General features: G+C 52.3%; 20 protein-coding genes. 13 read left to right on the forward strand and 7 right to left on the reverse strand.

Annotated features, from left to right (window positions below; all coding sequences use genetic code 11):
* The 3 genes from gltB to A4E54_RS01330 form a co-directional block, all read left to right on the forward strand.
* The coding region (gene gltB / locus A4E54_RS01320) for a glutamate synthase large subunit (protein ID WP_286723881.1) at positions 1 to 2,648 on the forward strand (2,648 nt) is incomplete at its 5' end.
* Positions 2,649 to 2,666: 18 nt separating this feature from the next.
* Positions 2,667 to 4,151: a glutamate synthase small subunit gene (gene gltD, locus A4E54_RS01325; RefSeq protein WP_286723884.1), complete on the forward strand. Its 1,485-nt coding sequence runs from the start codon at positions 2,667 to 2,669 to the stop codon at positions 4,149 to 4,151.
* A 231-nt stretch (positions 4,152 to 4,382) separates the two neighbouring features.
* Entirely contained in the window at positions 4,383 to 5,192 is an 810-nt protein-coding gene (locus tag A4E54_RS01330) for a class I SAM-dependent methyltransferase (protein WP_240081981.1), read from the forward strand.
* A gap of 58 nt (positions 5,193 to 5,250) precedes the next feature.
* Here the strand turns inward: A4E54_RS01330 and A4E54_RS01335 are convergent, their stop codons facing one another.
* On the reverse strand, positions 5,251 to 5,688 hold the full coding sequence (locus A4E54_RS01335; RefSeq protein ID WP_240081980.1) for a PIN domain-containing protein: 438 nt from the start codon (positions 5,686 to 5,688) through the stop codon (positions 5,251 to 5,253).
* Positions 5,675 to 5,920, reverse strand: coding sequence for a DUF6364 family protein (locus A4E54_RS01340; RefSeq protein WP_240081979.1), 246 nt, complete (start codon positions 5,918 to 5,920; stop codon positions 5,675 to 5,677). Before A4E54_RS01340 ends, A4E54_RS01335 begins: the two co-directional genes overlap by 14 nt.
* A 193-nt stretch (positions 5,921 to 6,113) precedes the next feature.
* On the opposite strand from A4E54_RS01340, the gene A4E54_RS01345 reads away from it, so the two are divergent.
* The 8 genes from A4E54_RS01345 to A4E54_RS01380 all read left to right on the forward strand — a co-directional run bounded on the left by A4E54_RS01345 (position 6,114) and on the right by A4E54_RS01380 (position 13,256).
* Positions 6,114 to 6,293 (forward strand): helix-turn-helix domain-containing protein, encoded by a 180-nt coding sequence (locus tag A4E54_RS01345; protein WP_240081978.1) that lies wholly within the window; start codon positions 6,114 to 6,116, stop codon positions 6,291 to 6,293.
* Positions 6,294 to 6,669: 376 nt separating this feature from the next.
* Positions 6,670 to 8,049: a dihydrolipoyl dehydrogenase gene (gene lpdA, locus A4E54_RS01350; RefSeq protein ID WP_240081977.1), complete on the forward strand. Its 1,380-nt coding sequence runs from the start codon at positions 6,670 to 6,672 to the stop codon at positions 8,047 to 8,049.
* Positions 8,050 to 8,182: 133 nt separating this feature from the next.
* On the forward strand, positions 8,183 to 8,872 hold the full coding sequence (gene lipB, locus A4E54_RS01355) for a lipoyl(octanoyl) transferase LipB (RefSeq protein ID WP_240081975.1): 690 nt from the start codon (positions 8,183 to 8,185) through the stop codon (positions 8,870 to 8,872).
* Positions 8,869 to 9,756 carry a lipoyl synthase gene (gene lipA / locus A4E54_RS01360; RefSeq protein ID WP_240081974.1) on the forward strand — a complete coding sequence of 296 codons (888 nt, stop codon included), beginning with the start codon at positions 8,869 to 8,871 and terminating at the stop codon, positions 9,754 to 9,756. Before lipB ends, lipA begins: the two co-directional genes overlap by 4 nt.
* Positions 9,757 to 9,779: 23 nt before the next feature.
* Positions 9,780 to 10,016 (forward strand): biotin/lipoyl-containing protein, encoded by a 237-nt coding sequence (locus A4E54_RS01365; RefSeq protein ID WP_240081973.1) that lies wholly within the window; start codon positions 9,780 to 9,782, stop codon positions 10,014 to 10,016.
* A gap of 333 nt (positions 10,017 to 10,349) precedes the next feature.
* Positions 10,350 to 12,584 (forward strand): winged helix-turn-helix domain-containing protein, encoded by a 2,235-nt coding sequence (locus A4E54_RS01370; RefSeq protein ID WP_240081972.1) that lies wholly within the window; start codon positions 10,350 to 10,352, stop codon positions 12,582 to 12,584.
* Positions 12,491 to 12,832: a helix-turn-helix domain-containing protein gene (locus tag A4E54_RS01375; RefSeq protein WP_286723891.1), complete on the forward strand. Its 342-nt coding sequence runs from the start codon at positions 12,491 to 12,493 to the stop codon at positions 12,830 to 12,832. Before A4E54_RS01370 ends, A4E54_RS01375 begins: the two co-directional genes overlap by 94 nt.
* 88 nt (positions 12,833 to 12,920) lie before the next feature.
* On the forward strand, positions 12,921 to 13,256 hold the full coding sequence (locus tag A4E54_RS01380; protein ID WP_240081970.1) for a GIY-YIG nuclease family protein: 336 nt from the start codon (positions 12,921 to 12,923) through the stop codon (positions 13,254 to 13,256).
* 39 nt (positions 13,257 to 13,295) lie between these two features.
* On the opposite strand, the gene A4E54_RS01385 is transcribed toward A4E54_RS01380, so the two are convergent.
* Positions 13,296 to 13,622 carry a type II toxin-antitoxin system RelE/ParE family toxin gene (locus A4E54_RS01385; protein ID WP_286723894.1) on the reverse strand — a complete coding sequence of 109 codons (327 nt, stop codon included), beginning with the start codon at positions 13,620 to 13,622 and terminating at the stop codon, positions 13,296 to 13,298.
* Positions 13,615 to 13,896 (reverse strand): type II toxin-antitoxin system Phd/YefM family antitoxin, encoded by a 282-nt coding sequence (locus A4E54_RS01390; RefSeq protein ID WP_240081968.1) that lies wholly within the window; start codon positions 13,894 to 13,896, stop codon positions 13,615 to 13,617. The genes A4E54_RS01385 and A4E54_RS01390 overlap by 8 nt, the downstream gene beginning before the upstream one ends.
* A gap of 144 nt (positions 13,897 to 14,040) precedes the next feature.
* Here A4E54_RS01390 and A4E54_RS01395 point away from each other — a divergent pair, with 144 nt between their 5' ends.
* Both A4E54_RS01395 and A4E54_RS01400 read left to right on the forward strand, forming a co-directional pair.
* Positions 14,041 to 14,301, forward strand: a complete 261-nt coding sequence (locus A4E54_RS01395) for a DUF2442 domain-containing protein (RefSeq protein ID WP_240081967.1) — start codon at positions 14,041 to 14,043, stop codon at positions 14,299 to 14,301.
* A gap of 80 nt (positions 14,302 to 14,381) precedes the next feature.
* Positions 14,382 to 15,266 (forward strand): S-layer homology domain-containing protein, encoded by an 885-nt coding sequence (locus A4E54_RS01400; RefSeq protein WP_286723897.1) that lies wholly within the window; start codon positions 14,382 to 14,384, stop codon positions 15,264 to 15,266.
* A 301-nt stretch (positions 15,267 to 15,567) separates the two neighbouring features.
* On the opposite strand, the gene A4E54_RS01405 is transcribed toward A4E54_RS01400, so the two are convergent.
* The 3 genes from A4E54_RS01405 to A4E54_RS01415 form a co-directional block, all read right to left on the reverse strand.
* Entirely contained in the window at positions 15,568 to 16,908 is a 1,341-nt protein-coding gene (locus tag A4E54_RS01405) for an ammonium transporter (protein WP_240081965.1), read from the reverse strand.
* 194 nt (positions 16,909 to 17,102) lie between these two features.
* Entirely contained in the window at positions 17,103 to 17,387 is a 285-nt protein-coding gene (locus tag A4E54_RS01410; protein WP_240081964.1) for a hypothetical protein, read from the reverse strand.
* Between the two features lie 74 nt (positions 17,388 to 17,461).
* Positions 17,462 to 17,800 (reverse strand): P-II family nitrogen regulator, encoded by a 339-nt coding sequence (locus A4E54_RS01415; protein WP_240081963.1) that lies wholly within the window; start codon positions 17,798 to 17,800, stop codon positions 17,462 to 17,464.
* Positions 17,801 to 17,803 lie beyond the last annotated feature (3 nt).

A 17,803-nucleotide genomic window follows, 5' to 3' on the forward strand; every position in this document is an offset into this window, starting at 1 on the left:
TTGCCGTATCGGGGCTGCATCACCACCTGGTCCGGGAGGGAACCCGGACCAGGGTCAGCCTTCTGCTTGAATCGGGGGAACCGCGGGAAACACATCACTTAGCGGTCCTGCTGGGCTACGGCGCAAGCGCCGTCAATCCTTACCTGGTTTTTGAGACGCTGGAAGACATGTCCCGCCGGGGGATGCTGACCGGTATAACACCCAAGGAGGCACTGAAGAATTACATCAAGGCGGCTATTAAGGGCGTGGTCAAGGTTGCGTCCAAGATGGGTATTTCCACGATCCAGAGCTACTGCGGAGCCCAGATTTTTGAGGCCGTCGGGATTCACCAGTCGGTAATCGACAAATATTTTACCTGGACTGCTTCACGGGTGGGCGGAGTCGGGCTGGCTGAAATTGCCAATGAGGCGGCACTCCGCCACCGGAGGGCCTTCTCGCCCGGCTGTGACAACACGCTGGATAGCGGCTCGGCTTACCAGTGGCGGCATGACGGCGAGGAGCATATGTTCAATCCGGAAACTATTGCTTTGTTGCAGCAGGCCTGCCGCAATAATGACTTTCAATTATTTAAGCGGTACTCGGCGCTGATCGACAGCCAGAAAAACGCGCTGCGCAAGTATTTAGACTTTAAGACAAACCGGACGCCCGTGCCGGTAGAGGAAGTCGAACCGGTGGAGTCCATCTGCCGGCGCTTCAAGACCGGGGCGATGTCGTTTGGTTCTATCAGTAAAGAGGCACATGAGTGTTTGGCCGTAGCCATGAACCGCATCGGGGGCAAGAGTAATACGGGCGAGGGCGGGGAAGATCCGGCCCGCTTCAAGCCCCTGCCAAACGGGGATTCCCTGCGCAGCGCCATCAAGCAGGTGGCCTCAGGCAGGTTCGGCGTTACCAGTGAATACCTGGTCAATGCGGATGAACTCCAGATCAAGATGGCCCAGGGGGCAAAACCCGGTGAGGGCGGCCAGCTTCCGGGGCGCAAGGTGTATCCCTGGGTTGCCAAGGTCAGGGGGACCACGGCCGGGGTGGGCCTGATTTCACCCCCGCCGCACCATGACATTTATTCGATTGAAGACCTGGCGGAATTGATTCACGACTTGAAGAACGCCAATCCAAAGGCCAGGATCAACGTTAAGCTTGTTTCGGAAGTAGGCGTGGGCACAATTGCCGCGGGAGTATCCAAGGGAAGGGCCGATGTCGTTTTGATCAGCGGCTACGACGGCGGCACGGGGGCTTCGCCCAGAACGAGCACCACTCATGCCGGCCTGCCCTGGGAATTGGGTTTGGCCGAGACGCATCAAACACTGGTGCTGAATAATTTACGCGACAGAATTGTTGTGGAAACGGACGGCAAGCTGATGACCGGCCGGGACGTGGTCATCGCCACGCTGCTCGGCGCTGAGGAATACGGGTTTGCCACGGCTCCGCTGGTTGTCATGGGCTGCATCATGATGCGGGTTTGCAACCTGGACACCTGCCCGGTCGGCATAGCAACCCAAAACCCGGAATTGCGCAAGAATTTCCAGGGCGACCCGCAGCATGTAGTCAACTTTATGCGGTTTATCGCCCGGGAAATGCGGGAAATCATGGCGGCACTCGGTTTCCGGACAGTCAACGAAATGGTTGGCCGCACCGACGTGCTGGAGCTGAAGAAAGGTATTGAGCACTGGAAAGCGAAGGGACTGGACCTGTCTGCCCTGCTCTGGCGGCCTGATGTTGCGGAAAGCGTCGGGAGGTACTGCCAAACTGAACAATATCACGGGTTGGAGAAATCTCTGGACAGACAGGAGCTGTTAAGAATATGCGAGCCGGCCCTGGAGCGCGGGGAGCCGGTTGAGGCCAGGCTGCCCATATTAAACACCAACCGGGTGGTAGGCGCCATCCTGGGCCATGAAGTGACCAAGCGCTACGGCGGAGAGGGCCTGCCCGAGGATACAATCCGCCTTTGCTTTGATGGTTCCGCCGGGCAGAGTTTTGGCGCTTTTGTTTCCAGGGGAATTACCCTCACCCTGGCGGGAGATGCCAACGATTACTTCGGCAAAGGCCTTTCGGGCGGCAAGCTGGTTGTTTTTCCGCCGGCAAAGGCGACCTTTGCGCCGGAAGAAAATATCGTTGTCGGCAATGTGGCCTTTTACGGCGCGACGTCAGGAGAGGCATACATCCGGGGCGTGGCCGGTGAAAGATTCTGCGTCAGGAACAGCGGTGTAAAAGCCGTTGTCGAAGGGGTAGGCGACCATGGATGTGAATACATGACCGGCGGCCGTGTGGTCGTGCTTGGTGCGACCGGCAGGAACTTCGCGGCCGGCATGTCGGGCGGGGTTGCCTATGTGCTTGACGAAGACGGAACGTTCCCGGAGCGCTGCAACTACGAAATGGTAATTCTTGAAACCCTGGAAAATGCCGGCGAAATTGCCGAGGTTAAAGAAATGATGCAAAGGCATTTAAAATATACCCAAAGCGAAAAGGCCCGGGTGGTTCTGGATAAATGGGATGAAATGCTGCCGAAATTCGTCAAGGTCATTCCGAAAGATTACCAGCGCATGCTCGCGGCCATTGACCGGGCATATCAGATGGGCCTTGGCGGTGATGAAGCCATTATGGTCGCTTTTGAAGAAAATCTAAAAGACGTGTCGCGGGTCAGCGGGAACTAACCGATGAGGAGGAGAACCATGGGTAAGCCGACGGGATTTATGGAATATCAGAGGGAACTCCCGGCCGACCGCGCTCCATTGGAGCGCATTAATGACTGGGAAGAACTTCACTGCCTTTTTGCGGAGGAAAAATTAAGGATTCAGGGAGCGCGCTGCATGGGTTGCGGCACACCCTTCTGCCATAGCGGAACCGTGATCAGCGGTATGATTTCCGGTTGCCCCAACCATAATTTGATCCCCGAATGGAATGATCTGGTCTCCCGGGGCCTGTGGAAAGAAGCGTTAGTACGGCTGTTAAAAACAAATAACTTTCCGGAGTTTACCGGCAGGGTTTGCCCGGCCCTTTGCGAGGGCGCTTGTGCCGCCGGGTTATACAGCGCCCCGGTCACGACGAAAAATATCGAGAATGCCATTATTGAGCGTGCCTATGAAGAGGGATGGATAGTCCCTTGCCCGCCTTCTGTCAGGACCGGTAAAAAAGTTGCCGTGATTGGTTCCGGTCCTGCCGGCCTGGCCTGCGCGGACCAGCTCAACAAAGCCGGCCATTGGGTTACCGTTTTTGAGCGCGCCGACCGGGTGGGCGGGCTATTGATGTACGGCATCCCCAATATGAAGCTGGACAAAAAGATTGTGCAGCGGCGCGTTGATTTGATGGCGGCGGAAGGGGTTTCCTTTGCAACCGGCACGGAAGCGGGCAAGGACTATCCCGCGGAAAAGCTCCTGCAAGAATTCGACGCGGCGGTGCTTTGCGGCGGATCAACAAAACCGCGCGATCTGCCGATTGAGGGCCGGAACCTGAAGGGAATACACTTTGCGGTGGAATTTTTGGGCGCGAATACCAAGAGCCTGCTGGATTCCGGCCTTGCCGACGGAAAGCATATCTCCGCCGCGGGCAAAGACGTTATCGTAATTGGCGGCGGCGATACCGGCACGGATTGTGTCGGCACCTCCTTGCGCCACAAATGCAATAGTGTCAACCAGCTTGAGATTATGCCGGCGTTGCCCCTCGAACGTGCCGCCAACAACCCCTGGCCTCAGTTCCCGCGGGTATTTAAGGTTGATTACGGCCAGGCGGAAGCGGAGGCTCTTTACGGAGCCGATCCCCGGCATTTCTGCATTACGGCGCAAAAGTTTGCCGGAGATGAGCATGGGCAGGTCAAAGAAGTGCATACCATTCAGGTTGAGTGGATCAAGGATGATCAAGGCCGCCTTACGCCGAGGGAAATTCCCGGTACCGGGAAAGTATGGCCCGCCCAATTGGTGCTGTTGGCCATGGGGTTTACCGGTCCGGAAAACACCCTGCTCGACCAGCTCGGCGTCGAGCGCGACAAGTTTACCAACGCCAAGGCTGAATACGGCAAATTTGCCACCAATGTCAAAGGAGTATTTGCCGCCGGCGACATGCGCCGGGGTCAAAGCCTCGTGATCTGGGCAATCAATGAAGGGCGCGGCGCGGCGCGCGAGTGTGACCGCTACCTGATGGGCTCTACCATGCCGAAATGATCAGTAGAAGGAATCAGAAGTAAGGAGTCAGAATAAAAGATAGTAATTTGAGCAGGGATGATCAGATTTACCCTGCTTTTTTGTCAAGAAAAGTATACGACCGTGCTATAAACCGCATCCAGTGCTCAGAACCGCTCCGGATAAACACCCGATCCGGCAAGTCAAGCCTTTTCGAGCACGTGTTGAATGATAAGAATAATTGTTAATTTAAGTTAACAGGAGGGAATGGTTATGAATATTAGTTTTAACAGCAAAGCCGCTAGTTATGAACAGAACGCCCTTGTGCAAAAAACGGCTTCGGAGGTTTTGCTGGGTTTAATGTCGATTAAAGATGGCGAAGATGTGCTTGATTTAGGCTGCGGGTCCGGTAGCGTGACCAGGAAAATAGCCCTCCTCACAAGGGGCATGGTGGTGGGCATAGATAATTCCGACGGTATGATTAATGAAGCGGTTCGCAACAACTGCGGTCAGACAAATCTAAGCTATCTTGTTAAAGATGCCGGATGCCTAGGGTTTATTAATCAATTTGATGTTATTTTCTGTAACTCTGTTTTTCAGTGGTTTCAAAATCCCAAAAAGGTCTTGGAACAGTGCTATACAGCACTAAAGTCAGGAGGCCGAATGGGTATACAAGCTCCTGCCACTGCAAAGTATTGTCCTACCTTTGTGGCTGCTGAAGCAAAGGTCCGTACTGATTCGGCCACCAGGGAAACATTCAGTTGTTTTAACAGGCCGTGGTTTTTTGGGGACAGCGCTGAGGAATACAGGCAAATTTTTGAGGATTGCGGATTTAACGTCGTAAAATGTGAATTAATAGAGGAGTCAAATAAGTATTCAGCTGACCAGGTATATAAAATTTACCAGTCAGGTGCCGAAAACGGTTTTTTGAATCAATCCTTTTATACAGTTCCGCTAACAGACGCATATATTGAAACCTTTCGAATGTTGGTTAAAGAAGCTATAAAAGAACAATCAGATGAATTCGGCATGGTGGATTTAAAATTTATTCGAATATACCTGGTTGCAAAAAGAATTATTTAGGTCAGAGGGGTATTTTTACTCTCAATTTGCGTGCGTTCAATCAAGCAAGAGCTGTTTTTCAGTCTTCCCTGTCAAACGGGTTTTGAGCCGTTACGTTCCCATAGACCTGTCCGCTATTTAAATCTTCCGTCCAAAGGATGGTGCAGCCGGTTTTACAAGCGCTGTTTACAATCATTGCATCCCAGAAAGAAATACCGTACTTTTGCTGAAAATAAACGGCTTCAATTACATCCCCGACATCAGGGGCATGGTGAGTCCATTCACCCAAATCGGAGATAATCTTTAATGCTATCTCAAACGGCAAGGGAATTGGCACTTTTTTTGTCACCGTCACGTAGAATTCCTGCAAAACTTGTATGCTAACACATCCCATGTGGTTTTCCCAAAGATTGGTTATTAGTTTCCGGGCCAGGTTTTGTTTTGCCCCATTTCCTCTATCGTACGCATATACAAAAATATTCGTGTCAACGAATTGGCGTCCCTCATTTGCGTTCATGCAGATCCTCCCTGGACCATGAGGCTTTGCCCTTATATACTAAATCGAATCCTTTCTTCATGAGTTCCATTTGGTTGGTTTTTGCTTTTTGATAAGCGTCGTCCTTTGCAACTATATCTTCCAGATGCCGTGACAATAATCCGGAAACCGATGTGTTTTTTTCCACCGCTATATGTTTGACTTTCTTCAATATCTTCTTGGGAATGGATAGAGTAATATTCTGGTACTCCATCTCAATCACCTCCACATAATCAAGTATATCACGTGGATAAGTGGAAGACAATAGAGCTTGTGGAGATATCACCGTAATAAAAGGTAGTTCAGTGATTGTTTATTTTAGAATGGCATTTTCTTGACATGCTTTAATGCATTTGATAATCTTTAAAATGTATAAAATATCATAAAAATAAAGGAAGAACAAAAATATGGATAATTATGAGTTGATTGTAAACTTTTTTAAAGCTGCAGATAAGCCGGTCAGCGCAGGCCAAATAGCAGCTGCGACAGGTATCGAGAAAAAAGAGGTTGATAAAATTATGAAAAAGCTTAAAAAAGAGGAAAAGATAGCTTCTCCGAAGAATTGTTATTGGGAAATTAAAAAGTAAGCTGTTTACTAAAACCTGCCGGACATTTTTATAATAAAATGATAAACTAAAGGATAACCTGCCAATGAAGGCAGGTTAATTTATGGTTAATTTATGGGGTCAGCCCTTGACATTGGACAACTTTATATGCTAAGAGGCTGTCTGAGAATTACATATTGACATGCGAACACCCAACATGTTGATATATAATGATGCTGTCATAACAGCATGTAGTTAAAATTGGGATTACCTGTTAATACTTAGACAGGCTGCTAGCGGTTATTGTATTTTAATAATAAGGTTCTAGTTGTATGATCGCGCCATTATTTATTACTGTGAAAAGTTAAATTTATGCGTTTGTCCAATGTCAAGGGCTGACCCCCTCCGAGGTGGTAAGATGAGCTATAACATTGTAATTATAGGAGCCGGTCCGGGCGGCTATGTCGCCGCGATCCGGGCGGCCCGGTTGGGCGCCAAAGTCGCCGTTGTGGAAAAGGACGAAGTGGGCGGCACCTGCTTGAACCGGGGGTGCATTCCGACTAAAACACTGGCGTGCGGCGCCGAATTGCTGAATAACATCCGCCGCGCGGCGGAATTCGGTATTGCCACGGGAGAAGTAATGGTTGATTTCAGCCGCTTGATGGAGCGGAAAAATAAAGTTGTGGCGCAGCTGGTTGCGGGAGTCAATTATCTAATAAAGAAGAATAAAATAGATCTGATCAGGGGCACGGCCCGCCTGCAGGCTCCGGGTAAGGTCAGGGTGGCGGCGGCAGGCGGCGGAGAAATAATTTTAACAGCGGAGAATATTGTTATCGCTACTGGAACCGAGCCTGCGCTAATCACGGCTTTGGGTTACGACGGGGAGTTGGTGCTCACCTCAAATGAGGCGTTAAACGTCGCCGCTATTCCGGAAAAAATGCTGGTTATCGGCGGCGGGGTGATTGGCTGTGAGTTCGCCTGTATCTTCAATACTCTGGGCTCGAAAGTAACCGTGCTGGAAGTCATGCCCGCCATCTTGCCGGCACTAGATCGGGAAGCGGCTAAGACGATGCAGGGACTGCTGAAGCGGCAGGGTATCACTGTTAAAACCAAGGCGCATATTCTGGAAGTGAAGAAGTCTGCCGGAACCGTTGCCGCCGTGTTGGAATCGGGTGAAGAGATTGCTGCCGACAGGGCGCTTATTTCCATCGGCAGGACGATGAACTCCGGCGGTTTGGGGCTGGAAGAAGCTGGTGTAGCCGTGGGTGGGCGCGGTGAGGTTATTGTTAACGATAAACTTGAAACCAGCGTTCCCGGCATTTACGCGATTGGCGACATCACCGGCAAAATCCAGCTTGCCCACGTTGCTTCCGCCCAGGGAGTGGTCGCGGTTGACAATATTTTAGGCCGTCCCCGCGAGATGGACTACCGGGTAATACCCAATTGCATTTTTACCCACCCGGAAGTTGCTGGTGTCGGCTTGACTACCCAAGAGGCGCAAGAAAAAGGAATCAATGTTAAGTCCGGTAAATTTTCCTTTATCGCCAGCGGCAAAGCGCAAGCTATGGGTGAAACAAGCGGGTTTGTGAAAATCCTTGCCGACCCGGATAATGACCGGGTGCTTGGTGTTCATATTGTCGGGCCGCGCGCCACTGACCTGATTGCGGAAGCCGCTCTGGCTGTCAAGATGGGTATCACGGTTCAGCAGCTGACAGAAACCGTTCACGCTCACCCGACATTATCCGAGGCCGTGCTGGAAGCCGCCGAAGCCGTACACGGCATGAGCATACACACGTAAAGACAGGAGTCAGGAGATAGGAGTCAGGAGTCAGAATAATTTTTCGGTGCAACTCAAGGGTTTAAAAACCTTAAAGGAATGCAAGAAATTCCTACTGACTACTGACTACTGACTGCTTGAAGGAGTGTCCTATATGACCCGTCGGTGCCGGATCCTGTATCTGGGACTATATGATTACGCCAAAGCGTACACCCTGCAAAAGAAGCTGGTCAAAGAGCGAATCGCCGGGAAAATCCCTGACACGCTCTTATTGCTGAGCCACCCGCCGGTCTATACGATTGGCCGGAGCGGGTCCAGGGAGCATATCCTGGCGCCGGACGATGTGCTGGAGCGTGAGGGTATCAAAGTATTTGAAACCGACCGGGGCGGCGGTATTACTTACCACGGTCCCGGCCAGCTTGTCGGCTATCCCATCTTAAATTTAAGGCGGCACGGAAGCGATCTCCATAAGTTGCTGCGCATGTACGAAGAGGTGTTCATCCGGGTCCTGGCGGAGTACGGGGTCAAGGCAAACCGCCTGGACAGGTATCCCGGGGTTTGGGTGGGTCAGGATAAGATATGCGCCGTCGGGATTGGGGTCAGCAAATGGGTCAGTTATCATGGCTGGGCTTTTAATATCAATCCGGACATGAAGTATTTCAGCTATATTACTCCCTGCGGCATTCGGGATAAGGGAGTGACTTCTTTAACCGGACTACTTGGCCGGGATATCCCGGAATTTGAAATTATGGCAACGGCCGCGGGGCATTTCGGGGATGTGTTTAAGCTCCGGATTGAAGCCGGTTGTGCGGCGGCCGAAATGATTGAGGTGGTGGGAATATGACCGTGACCGGGCGTTATCCGCCCTGGCTGCGCAAGACAATAGTCGCTTCCGCTAAAGTGGCGCATACCAGGGAGTTGTTGTCCGGGCTGCATCTGCATACTGTCTGCCAGGGGGCGCGGTGCCCCAACCAGGCGGAATGTTTTTCCCGGAAAGTCGCCACCTTTATGATCCTGGGGGACACCTGCACGCGTGGATGCGCCTTTTGCGCCGTGCGCAAGGGGACGCCGGCGGCGCCGGACGCGGGCGAGCCGGAGCGGGTGGCGGAAGCGGCGGCCAGGCTTAATTTGAAACATGTGGTGGTTACATCGGTAACCCGGGACGACTTGCCGGACGGCGGCGCGGGGTATTTTGCCGCCACCGTCGGGTTTATTAGAAAGATAACGCCGGACGCCGCTGTTGAGGTGCTCACCCCTGATTTTCAGGGCAGACCGGAGGCGATTGCCGAAGTGGCCGCCGCCGGGCCGGATGTTTTTAACCATAATGTTGAAACGGTGCCCAGGCTCTATCCCTCGGTAAGGCCGCAGGCTGATTTTACAAGGTCGGTAAATTTTCTGGGAAAAATTAAAGATCTGGCGCCTGGCATCACCACCAAGTCCGGCCTGATGGTTGGTTTGGGCGAGAGCAGGGAAGAAGTTCTGGAAACAATGCGCGTACTGCGCTTGGCAGGCTGCGACATCCTCACCATCGGGCAATATCTTCGCCCTTCGGACATTCAACTGCCGGTTGCGGAATATGTCCTGCCGGAAACGTATGATTTTTACGTTGAAAAGGGGCTGTCCATGGGGTTCGGGGAAGTGGTGGCGGGCCCATGGGTGCGCAGTTCTTACCAGGCCGGTGAAGTATATAATAATTATAGTTTAAAAAACCAGGCAAGGGATTCATAAAGTATAATAAGGAGGGTTATCATTTGGAAGTCAGGTTGCCGTTTCTCGCCGAAGGTGTTGAGGAATGCGTCGTTACTTTTTGGCACGTGGCGGAAGGCGACACGGTGGAAGAAGATGATGATCTGGCTGAAATGCAGACTAGCAAGGCGATTTTCAATGTGCCTTCTCCCGCTGGCGGAACAATTAAGGAAATCCTGGTAAGTGAGGGTGACGTGGTTAAGGTAGGAGATACTCTTTGCATTATCGAGTTAGTCAGGTAATGAAACATCTGAAGTAACAGAAATACCGGAAAAGGCCTTTATAATTCTCATAAAAGAAAAAGGCATGGCATTATGTACGTGTTAATAGGGACATAATGTGAACCGTGGGCAGTTTTAGCGAGGCAGACAGCAGATTAAGCTGACTGCCTTTGCTGTCGCAAGCGCGGTCAATAGCCATCACTTTTTAAGTAATTCTTCAGTACTTGCAAACTTGCCATTTCCTTGAAGACTGCAAAAAATTGTTGTATACTGGCGACATAAAGTTTCTTTATTTTATGACTGACTAACTATATATTAATACCACCCGTAAAAAGCTTTGCTCAAAAGGAGGGGATGACCGTACCAAAGGCAAAAGAATACAATACCAAAAGCCTGTACTTTCCGGGCCGGATAACGAAGGCTCTGGACGGTATATGCAGTTATCCCTTAACCGTTATCGAAGCGCCCATGGGCTACGGCAAAACCACCGCCGTGCGGGAATACCTGCGCAACGCCGGAGCGGACACCTTGTGGCAGGAAGTCCCCGCCGGCGGCGACGGGTTTTGGGAGGGCTTCGCGGGGCTTTTCCGAGAATTTGACAGCGAGCGCTCCCAAAGCCTTATTCACCTGCGCTTCCCGGACAACGCGAAAACCGCGCGGGAAGCGGTAAAGCTCATCCGTGACATCAACCTGCCGGAAAACACCGTGCTGCTCGTCGATGATTATCAAAATATCAACATCCCCGGCGCAAACGGCTTTTTCGAGCAGCTTGCCGAAAGCAGAATCGAGCGCCTGCATATCGTCCTCGTCACCCGCGCCGCAAGATTTAACCGGCTTCACGAGCTTGCGCTAAAAGGCGTCCTGTGCCATATCGCAAAAGAAACCTTCGAGTTTGCCCCGCAGGAAATCGCAGCGTATTACAGGGCCTGCGGGGTGCATTTGAGCGAGAGCGAGGCGGCGAGGCTTCATACCGACACCGAAGGCTGGATCAGCGACCTCTACCTGATCATGCTCGAATATATCGCCAAAGGCGAATACACCCCGACCGACAGCATCAACAATCTTATCGAAAAGGCGGTATACAACCCCCTGCCTGAGGATGCGCGGGAATTCCTCGTCGCCATGAGCGTATTCGAGGCCTTTACCTTAAAGCAGGCGGCATTTATATGGGGCAAAAATGCTGGTATGATTTTGGACGGGCTTTGCGAAAACAATACCTTCGTCACTTACGACGGCAGGCCCAAGGTCTATCATATCCATACCCTTTTCACGGAGTTCTTGAATGACCGGCTCGAAGAAAAAGAAACGAACTACCGCCGGAAGCTTTACGCAAAGGCGGCGCGGTGGTTTATGGAAATCTGCGACTACGCTGCCGCCCGCCGCTTTTTTTACGAGTGCGGGGACTTCGACGGTCTGCTCGAAACGCTCGAAAAGGACAAGACTGTCTATTATTCCGCGGGCAGCCGCGAGCTGTTCATCAAATACATGGCCGAATGCCCGCAGGAGATCAAGGCGCGGCACCACTACGCGCTGCTCGTCTACGCCATGCACCTGTTTGTCCACAAGGAGCTTGAGCTGTTCCGCAAAACCTGCGGCGAACTGAGCGAAAACATCGAAAAGGATAAGTGCTTGGACTCCGCGGCGAAAAACCGCCTGCTCGGCGAGTTCGAGCTTTTACAGAGCTTCGCGGAGTTCAACGACCTCAAAAAAGTGTCCGGGCGGTACAAAAAAGCCTGGGCATATCTCAACCAGCCCACCTCCGTCTACGATTCCGGAATCAATTCCACCTTCGGCTCGCCATCGGTGCTGAGCCTGTATTACCGCGAGAGCGGCAGGCTCTCGGAGCATATCGCCGACCTTAAAAACGCCATGCCCTACTTTACCCGCCTGACGAGCGGGCAGGGCTCGGGCGCGGAGGACGTGATGGAAGCCGAAAACCTCTTCAACCGGGGCGACTTCGACAATGCCGCGGTTGCCGCGCAGAAGGCGCTGTTGAAAGCCCGCGACGGCAGGGACGAGAGCATCGCCTATGCCGCGCAGTATTTCCAGACGCTCATCGACTTCATGAAGGGCGACCTTGCGGGGGTGATAAGCCGCATAAACGAAATGCAGGGAATTCTGGACGAGGTCGCGGACGACGCTTTCATCCACACGGTTGAAATCTGCACCGGCTGCATCTACGCCTACCTCGACCAGCCGGGCAGAATCCCCGGGCGGCTCAAGGAATTCGACACGGCCAGCCCGCGCCTGCGCTTCCCCGCTTACCCCTTCTTCAACGTCATGTACGGCAGGCTGCTCCTCATCAAAGGCGAATACCTGAAGCTCATCGGCAGCGCCGAGCATTTTATATCCGTGTCCTCGGTGTTTTCCAACCTGCTCGGGTATATCTCACCTACATCTACCTCGCGGCGGCGTACCGCAGGATATACAGAGAGGATGAAGCGCTGGAGAGCCTCCAAAAGGCTCTCGGCATCGCCATGCCGGACAAACAGTACATGCTCTTTGCCGAAAACGCCGACTACATCGCCCCGCTGCTTGAAACCGTCGCCGCGCGGGGAGCGTACCGCGAGGAAATCCGCGAGATATTAAGGCTCGCCGAAACCTTCGCCAAAAGCAAGGACGGGATGATAAAGCTGTATTTCACAGAAGAAAAGCCCGCGCTCACCCCGCGCGAGCTTGAGATAGCGCGCCTCGCCGCCGGGGGGCTGAACAACACGGAAATAGGCAAACGGCTTTTCATATCGCCCAACACGGTGAAATCGGCCCTAAAAAGCGTCTACGCAAAACTGTCCATCAGCGGCAGGGAACTGCTGAAACAAAATTTGCCGCCCGTGTAGGGGCGGCCACCCCTCCCGTCATTGCGAGGAGTGCAGCAAGCCTGTCGCGAGCGTAGCGTGGCGGAAGCAATCCAGAAAGGAGACCCTAATGCAGAAAAAATGCGGCTATGTGTACATCCTTTTCAGCAAAAGGAACGGTACGTTATATACGGGAGTAACAACTGATTTGATCAGACGTGTTTACGAGCATAAAAACAAGATGCATGAGGGGTTCACCCAAAAATACGGAGTTGATAAGTTAGGTTATTATGAGGTTTTTGACCGTATTACTGACGCCATTGAAAGAGAAAAACAGATTAAAGCAGGTTCGAGGAAGAATAAATTGCAATTGATTGAAAAAGACAATCCCGAATGGGTTGATTTATATGGGCAAATCGTCGATCTGGATTGCCACGGGGCTAAAGCCCCTCGCAATGACGGCTGAACGGCTCGCACGGCATTAATAAGTCACCCTAAAAACTCTTTATATAAACCTGTCCAGTAAAATGTCCTCAAAGTTCCTTCTGCCGTCAATAACCGCAAGTACCCACACCTTGTCGTTTTCAAGTTTGTAAATAATCCGCCAGGGCGGGCTGATTAATTCCCTGTATGTTAAAATGCTGAAATACTTTAGTTCCGGGACAATTCTCCCTCTCTGGGGCATAGACTGCAAATCGGCGGCTTTTTGTCTGATCGCCCGGTAATTTTTTTTTGCCCTGTCTTCACTGTCGGCTGCGATATAGTCAATGATTCTTTTTAAATCCTGTTGGGCTGTTTGGGTCCAGAATACATGATATATTTGATTATTCATGATTTATGCCCAGGTCGCTGTCCAGGGCCGCGAAAAATTCATCCTGAGAAGTTATTTTTTCGTCGATAATATCCCGTTCCCCCTGGGCCAGCAGCTTTAACATACCCAAAGCTTTTTTCATATGTTCATAGGATTCCGTGTCCAGCAGTACAGCCCTGGCCTCCCCGTTTTGCGTGACGTATACCGGCCTGCGGCTCTCGTTCACCTGAGCCAGAATCTCCGCGGCATTGGCCTTGATGTAGGAAATAGGCCTGATATCCTCTTTGATATTCATTTCTTATTACCCCCTGTACAAATATAGTACTAAATTAAGACCTTGCCGTCAATAAAAACTACCCGGTGGGTAGTATACATCCATAAAAAACCACTATACCATTTAGGTAAAGTGGTTTTTTATTTTTTAAAGGAGGGACAGGCCATGGTCAGTATCAGAAGCGTCACACCCCAAAGCGGTCGCCGCCTGGAGGTGCTGTTTGACAACGGCCACAGCGTGACGCTTGACTTCACCAGCAGGCTGCGCACCGTGCGCTTCGGCCGGTTTAAGGACGAGGAGTTTTTCAAACAGGCTGCCACCGACGGCGACTTTGTGCGCTGGAACAGACTAATCGAAATTTCCGCCAACGAGGTCTTCCAGTTGGCGCAAAAGGAGTGGAATGTAAATGTGGAAAAGCACGCTTAAAAGAAAGGCATTATCCCTGTTACTGGCGGCGGTAATGGTGCGTCACTGTTCCCTCCAACATGCTGACCGGCCTCAGAAATATGGACGGACGAAAGGCGGAGGTTGTCATCAGCGAGGGCGACAAGTCCAAGCTTCCGCCGGGCATACAAAACAAGATAGGCGACAAGCCGCTTATCCAGCTCACGCTTCTCATCGACGGCAAGCAGACCGACTGGAAGAACAGCGGAGCGCCGGTGACGGTATCCATACCGTATAAGCCGACGCCGCAGGAGCTTAGAAACCCGCAGGGCATCGTAGTCTGGTACATCGACGGCGACGGCAGGGCGGTCAGCGTCCCGAACGGAAAATATGACCCGAGAACAGGCATGGTGACCTTCACGACGACGCATTTCAGCGATTATGCGGTTGCTTATAATCCCGTTGAGTTTGGCGATGTGGCGGAGGGCGCGTGGTATTACGGCGCGGTGTCCTTCATCGCGGCGCGGGAAATAACCAACGGCACCGGCGGCGGCAATTACAGTCCCGAAGCCGGGCTGACGCGCGGCGAGTTCATCGTCCTGATGATGCGCGCTTACGGCATCGACCCCGACGAAAACCCGGCCGGCAACTTCGCGGACGCGGGCGACACCTACTACACCGGCTACCTCGCTGCGGCAAAGCGGCTGGGTATCTCGGCGGGCGTCGGGAGCAACCTGTATGCGCCGGATAATCAAATCACCCGTCAGGAGATGTTCACCCTGCTGTATAACGCGCTGAAGGTCATCGAACAGCTCCCCGAAGGAATTTTGGGTAAGGCGCTGACCGACTTCGCGGACAGCGGCGATGTGGCTGCATGGGCGACGGAGGCTATGACGCTGCTTGTCGAAACCGGAACCGTATCCGGCAGCGGCGGCAGGCTTAACCCCACCGGCACGACAACCCGCGCTGAAATGGCGCAGGTGCTGTATAATTTGCTGGGGAAGTAAAAGACATTCGAAAGTAAAAAACATTCAAATGGGAAGACAGGCCGCGGGTCAATTCGCTCAGCCTGTTTTCTCTATATCGTTAGCTACGGGGTCAGCCCTTGACATTGGACAGCTTTGCGGACATGTCCGCAAAGCTGTCCAATGTCAAGGGCTGACCCCGGCCCGTATTGTCAAGAAAAGAAGCCACAATCTGTGACTTCTTTCTTTTCCGTATCAGTTTGGGGTATGGTTCAACAAGTTGCCCTGTTAAACCGTGCCTTTCGTGCCGTGCCTTTACGTAGTTTTAAGCGCGTTGATGTTATTACGGCTTAATATTGGGGGCGGAATTCACCGCCAGCGTTTTCTGCGGTTGCATACCGCCGAAGGCGTGGGCCGGGTTCTCTTCGACGTCGTAAAGCGGGTTTGTCATCAGTCCGGTGTATGCCGTGATGCCGTGTTCGTTCAAATCCAGTCCTTCGAATTCTTCCTGGGCGGATACCCGGACACCGACGGTTTTCTTCAATAGGGTAAACACCAGATAAGTGGCGGTGAAAGCCCATACCGATACTGACAGCACGCCGAGCGCCTGAACGCCCAGGAACTCGGCGCCGCCGCCGTAAAACAGGCCGCCCTGCTGAGCAAACAGGCCTACCGCAAGGACTCCCCAGGTGCCGCCCGCCCCGTGAACGGCGATGGCGCCCACCGGATCGTCGGCCTTGATTTTGTCAAAGAAGCTCACAGCCAGCACTACCAGTACCCCGGCCACCCCACCGATGATCACCGCGCTGGCCGGCTGCACATAAGCTGTCCCGGCCGTGATGGCGGCAAGTCCTGCCAACGCCCCGTTCATAGCCATGCTGGGGTCGGCTTTACCGTATTTAAACATGGTGAACAGGATACCGGCGGTACCGCCCGCCGCCGCGGCCAGGTTGGTGGTCAGGGCGATGCGGGCTATATTCATGTCCAGTCCGGAGAGGGAACTGCCCGGATTGAATCCGAACCAGCCGAACCACAGAATAAAGGTGCCCAAAAAGGCCAGGTGCAAGTTGTGAGCGGGCAAAACATTTAAAGTGCCGTCTTTGTTATATTTCCCCGTGCGCGGGCCGAGCACCAGCACGGCTGCAAGAGCGCTCCAGCCGCCTACGGCGTGCACAACCGCCGATCCGGCAAAGTCCAGCATCCCGAGTTTTCCCAACCAGCCGTTGACCCCCCACACCCAGTGGCCGGCGATAGGATAAATCAAGGCGGTTGCCACCGCGGTATAGATAATGTAAGGGCCGTATTTCATCCGCTCGGCGACCGCGCCGGAAACGATCGAGGCCATGGCCATGGCAAAGGCCGCCTGGAACAGCCAGTAAGCGTAGATGGGTATTCTCAGTTGAATGTGGCTCAAGTCCCCGCCGATCAAAAACCCGCTGCTTCCGAAAACGCCGGCCCGGTCCAGGCCGTACATTATGCCGAAGCCTATCGCCCAGTAACTGAGCATCCCGATTGTACTGTCGGTGAAAACCTTCATCACAATGTTCATTGAGTTCTTGGCGCGGATAAAACCTGCTTCCAGGAAGGCGAAACCGCCTTCCATAAAGAAGACCAGGGCTGCGCAGAGCAGTACCCATATGGTATCCACGCCGGACGCCAGATCCTGTATATTGATTTCAGCCATTGGTTTCTACCCCTCCCATTTCTTCCATGAAAATTTGCCATCGGCGGCCCACAGGCTTGCAACGCGGCGCCTGTTCCAACTCTCCCGAAAAAAATAAAAACGCTCTTTAAGACCGGTTATTATTCATACCGGTCAAAAAGAGCACCTTCGCCCTATTCAACATCCCTGTTGAATATAATTTGCGTGTGTATACCTTATATCGCGGCAGCGGCTTTCTCTTTGCCTATGGCGCGCCGCCATTTATCCACGACATCATGCTTGTGCGCGCCTGCGGATTCCTCAGCCAGGTCCAATAAAACTCTTAAATCATTGATATTAATCAGGAATACTTCGTGAGTTCCCGGTTGTTTGCACTGGTGGAAAATGCCTCTTAATTTGCTAATACGGCAGCTTGAACAATGCTGACGGGTAAGCAGACAGTTATCGCAGCATTTTTCAAACAAGCCTTCAATTTTTTTAAAATCGTCATCATCCATCAAGATAGTTCCAAACCTCCCATAAAAATAAAAACGCCCCAAATAGACATTTCAAGGGCGTCGTTGACCTTGTTTTTTTATAGCGCGTCTTGGCCTGATTCGCCGGTACGGATGCGAAAAGCGTTTTCCACAGGTAAAATAAAAATCTTTCCGTCACCGATTGCGCCTGTATATGCTGCTTCTTTGATCATGCTCACTACGTCTTCGGCCTGATAGTCACTGATAACAATCTCCAGCTTGATTTTCGGCAACAGGTTGATGCTGTATTCATTGCCGCGATATACGCCAACCCTGCCTTTCTGCAATCCGCAGCCTACTACCTGGCTTACGGTCAAACCGTGGATGTTGTACTTGCCTAGAGCGTCTTTAACTTCCTCGAGCTTTTCCGGGCGGATAACGGCTTCGATTTTTTTCACAAA

The organism is Pelotomaculum sp. PtaB.Bin117 (genome assembly GCF_002067195.1).
Classification (GTDB): Bacteria; Bacillota; Desulfotomaculia; order Desulfotomaculales; family Pelotomaculaceae; genus Pelotomaculum_D; species Pelotomaculum_D terephthalicicum.

Excerpts from the sequence above, each read along its gene's own strand:
- A4E54_RS01375 (WP_286723891.1), top strand. The coding sequence starts at position 12,491 with ATGCTCTTTGCCGAAAACGCCGACTACATCGCCCCGCTGCTTGAAACC.
- A4E54_RS01370 (WP_240081972.1), top strand. The coding sequence starts at position 10,350 with ATGACCGTACCAAAGGCAAAAGAATACAATACCAAAAGCCTGTACTTT.
- A4E54_RS01385 (WP_286723894.1), bottom strand. The coding sequence starts at position 13,622 with ATGAATAATCAAATATATCATGTATTCTGGACCCAAACAGCCCAACAG.
- A4E54_RS01390 (WP_240081968.1), bottom strand. The coding sequence starts at position 13,896 with ATGAATATCAAAGAGGATATCAGGCCTATTTCCTACATCAAGGCCAAT.
- A4E54_RS01400 (WP_286723897.1), top strand. The coding sequence starts at position 14,382 with ATGGACGGACGAAAGGCGGAGGTTGTCATCAGCGAGGGCGACAAGTCC.
- lipA (WP_240081974.1), top strand. The coding sequence starts at position 8,869 with ATGACCGTGACCGGGCGTTATCCGCCCTGGCTGCGCAAGACAATAGTC.
- lipB (WP_240081975.1), top strand. The coding sequence starts at position 8,183 with ATGACCCGTCGGTGCCGGATCCTGTATCTGGGACTATATGATTACGCC.
- A4E54_RS01380 (WP_240081970.1), top strand. The coding sequence starts at position 12,921 with ATGCAGAAAAAATGCGGCTATGTGTACATCCTTTTCAGCAAAAGGAAC.
- A4E54_RS01330 (WP_240081981.1), top strand. The coding sequence starts at position 4,383 with ATGAATATTAGTTTTAACAGCAAAGCCGCTAGTTATGAACAGAACGCC.
- A4E54_RS01335 (WP_240081980.1), bottom strand. The coding sequence starts at position 5,688 with ATGAACGCAAATGAGGGACGCCAATTCGTTGACACGAATATTTTTGTA.
- gltD (WP_286723884.1), top strand. The coding sequence starts at position 2,667 with ATGGGTAAGCCGACGGGATTTATGGAATATCAGAGGGAACTCCCGGCC.
- A4E54_RS01345 (WP_240081978.1), top strand. The coding sequence starts at position 6,114 with ATGGATAATTATGAGTTGATTGTAAACTTTTTTAAAGCTGCAGATAAG.
- lpdA (WP_240081977.1), top strand. The coding sequence starts at position 6,670 with ATGAGCTATAACATTGTAATTATAGGAGCCGGTCCGGGCGGCTATGTC.
- A4E54_RS01405 (WP_240081965.1), bottom strand. The coding sequence starts at position 16,908 with ATGGCTGAAATCAATATACAGGATCTGGCGTCCGGCGTGGATACCATA.
- A4E54_RS01395 (WP_240081967.1), top strand. The coding sequence starts at position 14,041 with ATGGTCAGTATCAGAAGCGTCACACCCCAAAGCGGTCGCCGCCTGGAG.
- A4E54_RS01340 (WP_240081979.1), bottom strand. The coding sequence starts at position 5,920 with ATGGAGTACCAGAATATTACTCTATCCATTCCCAAGAAGATATTGAAG.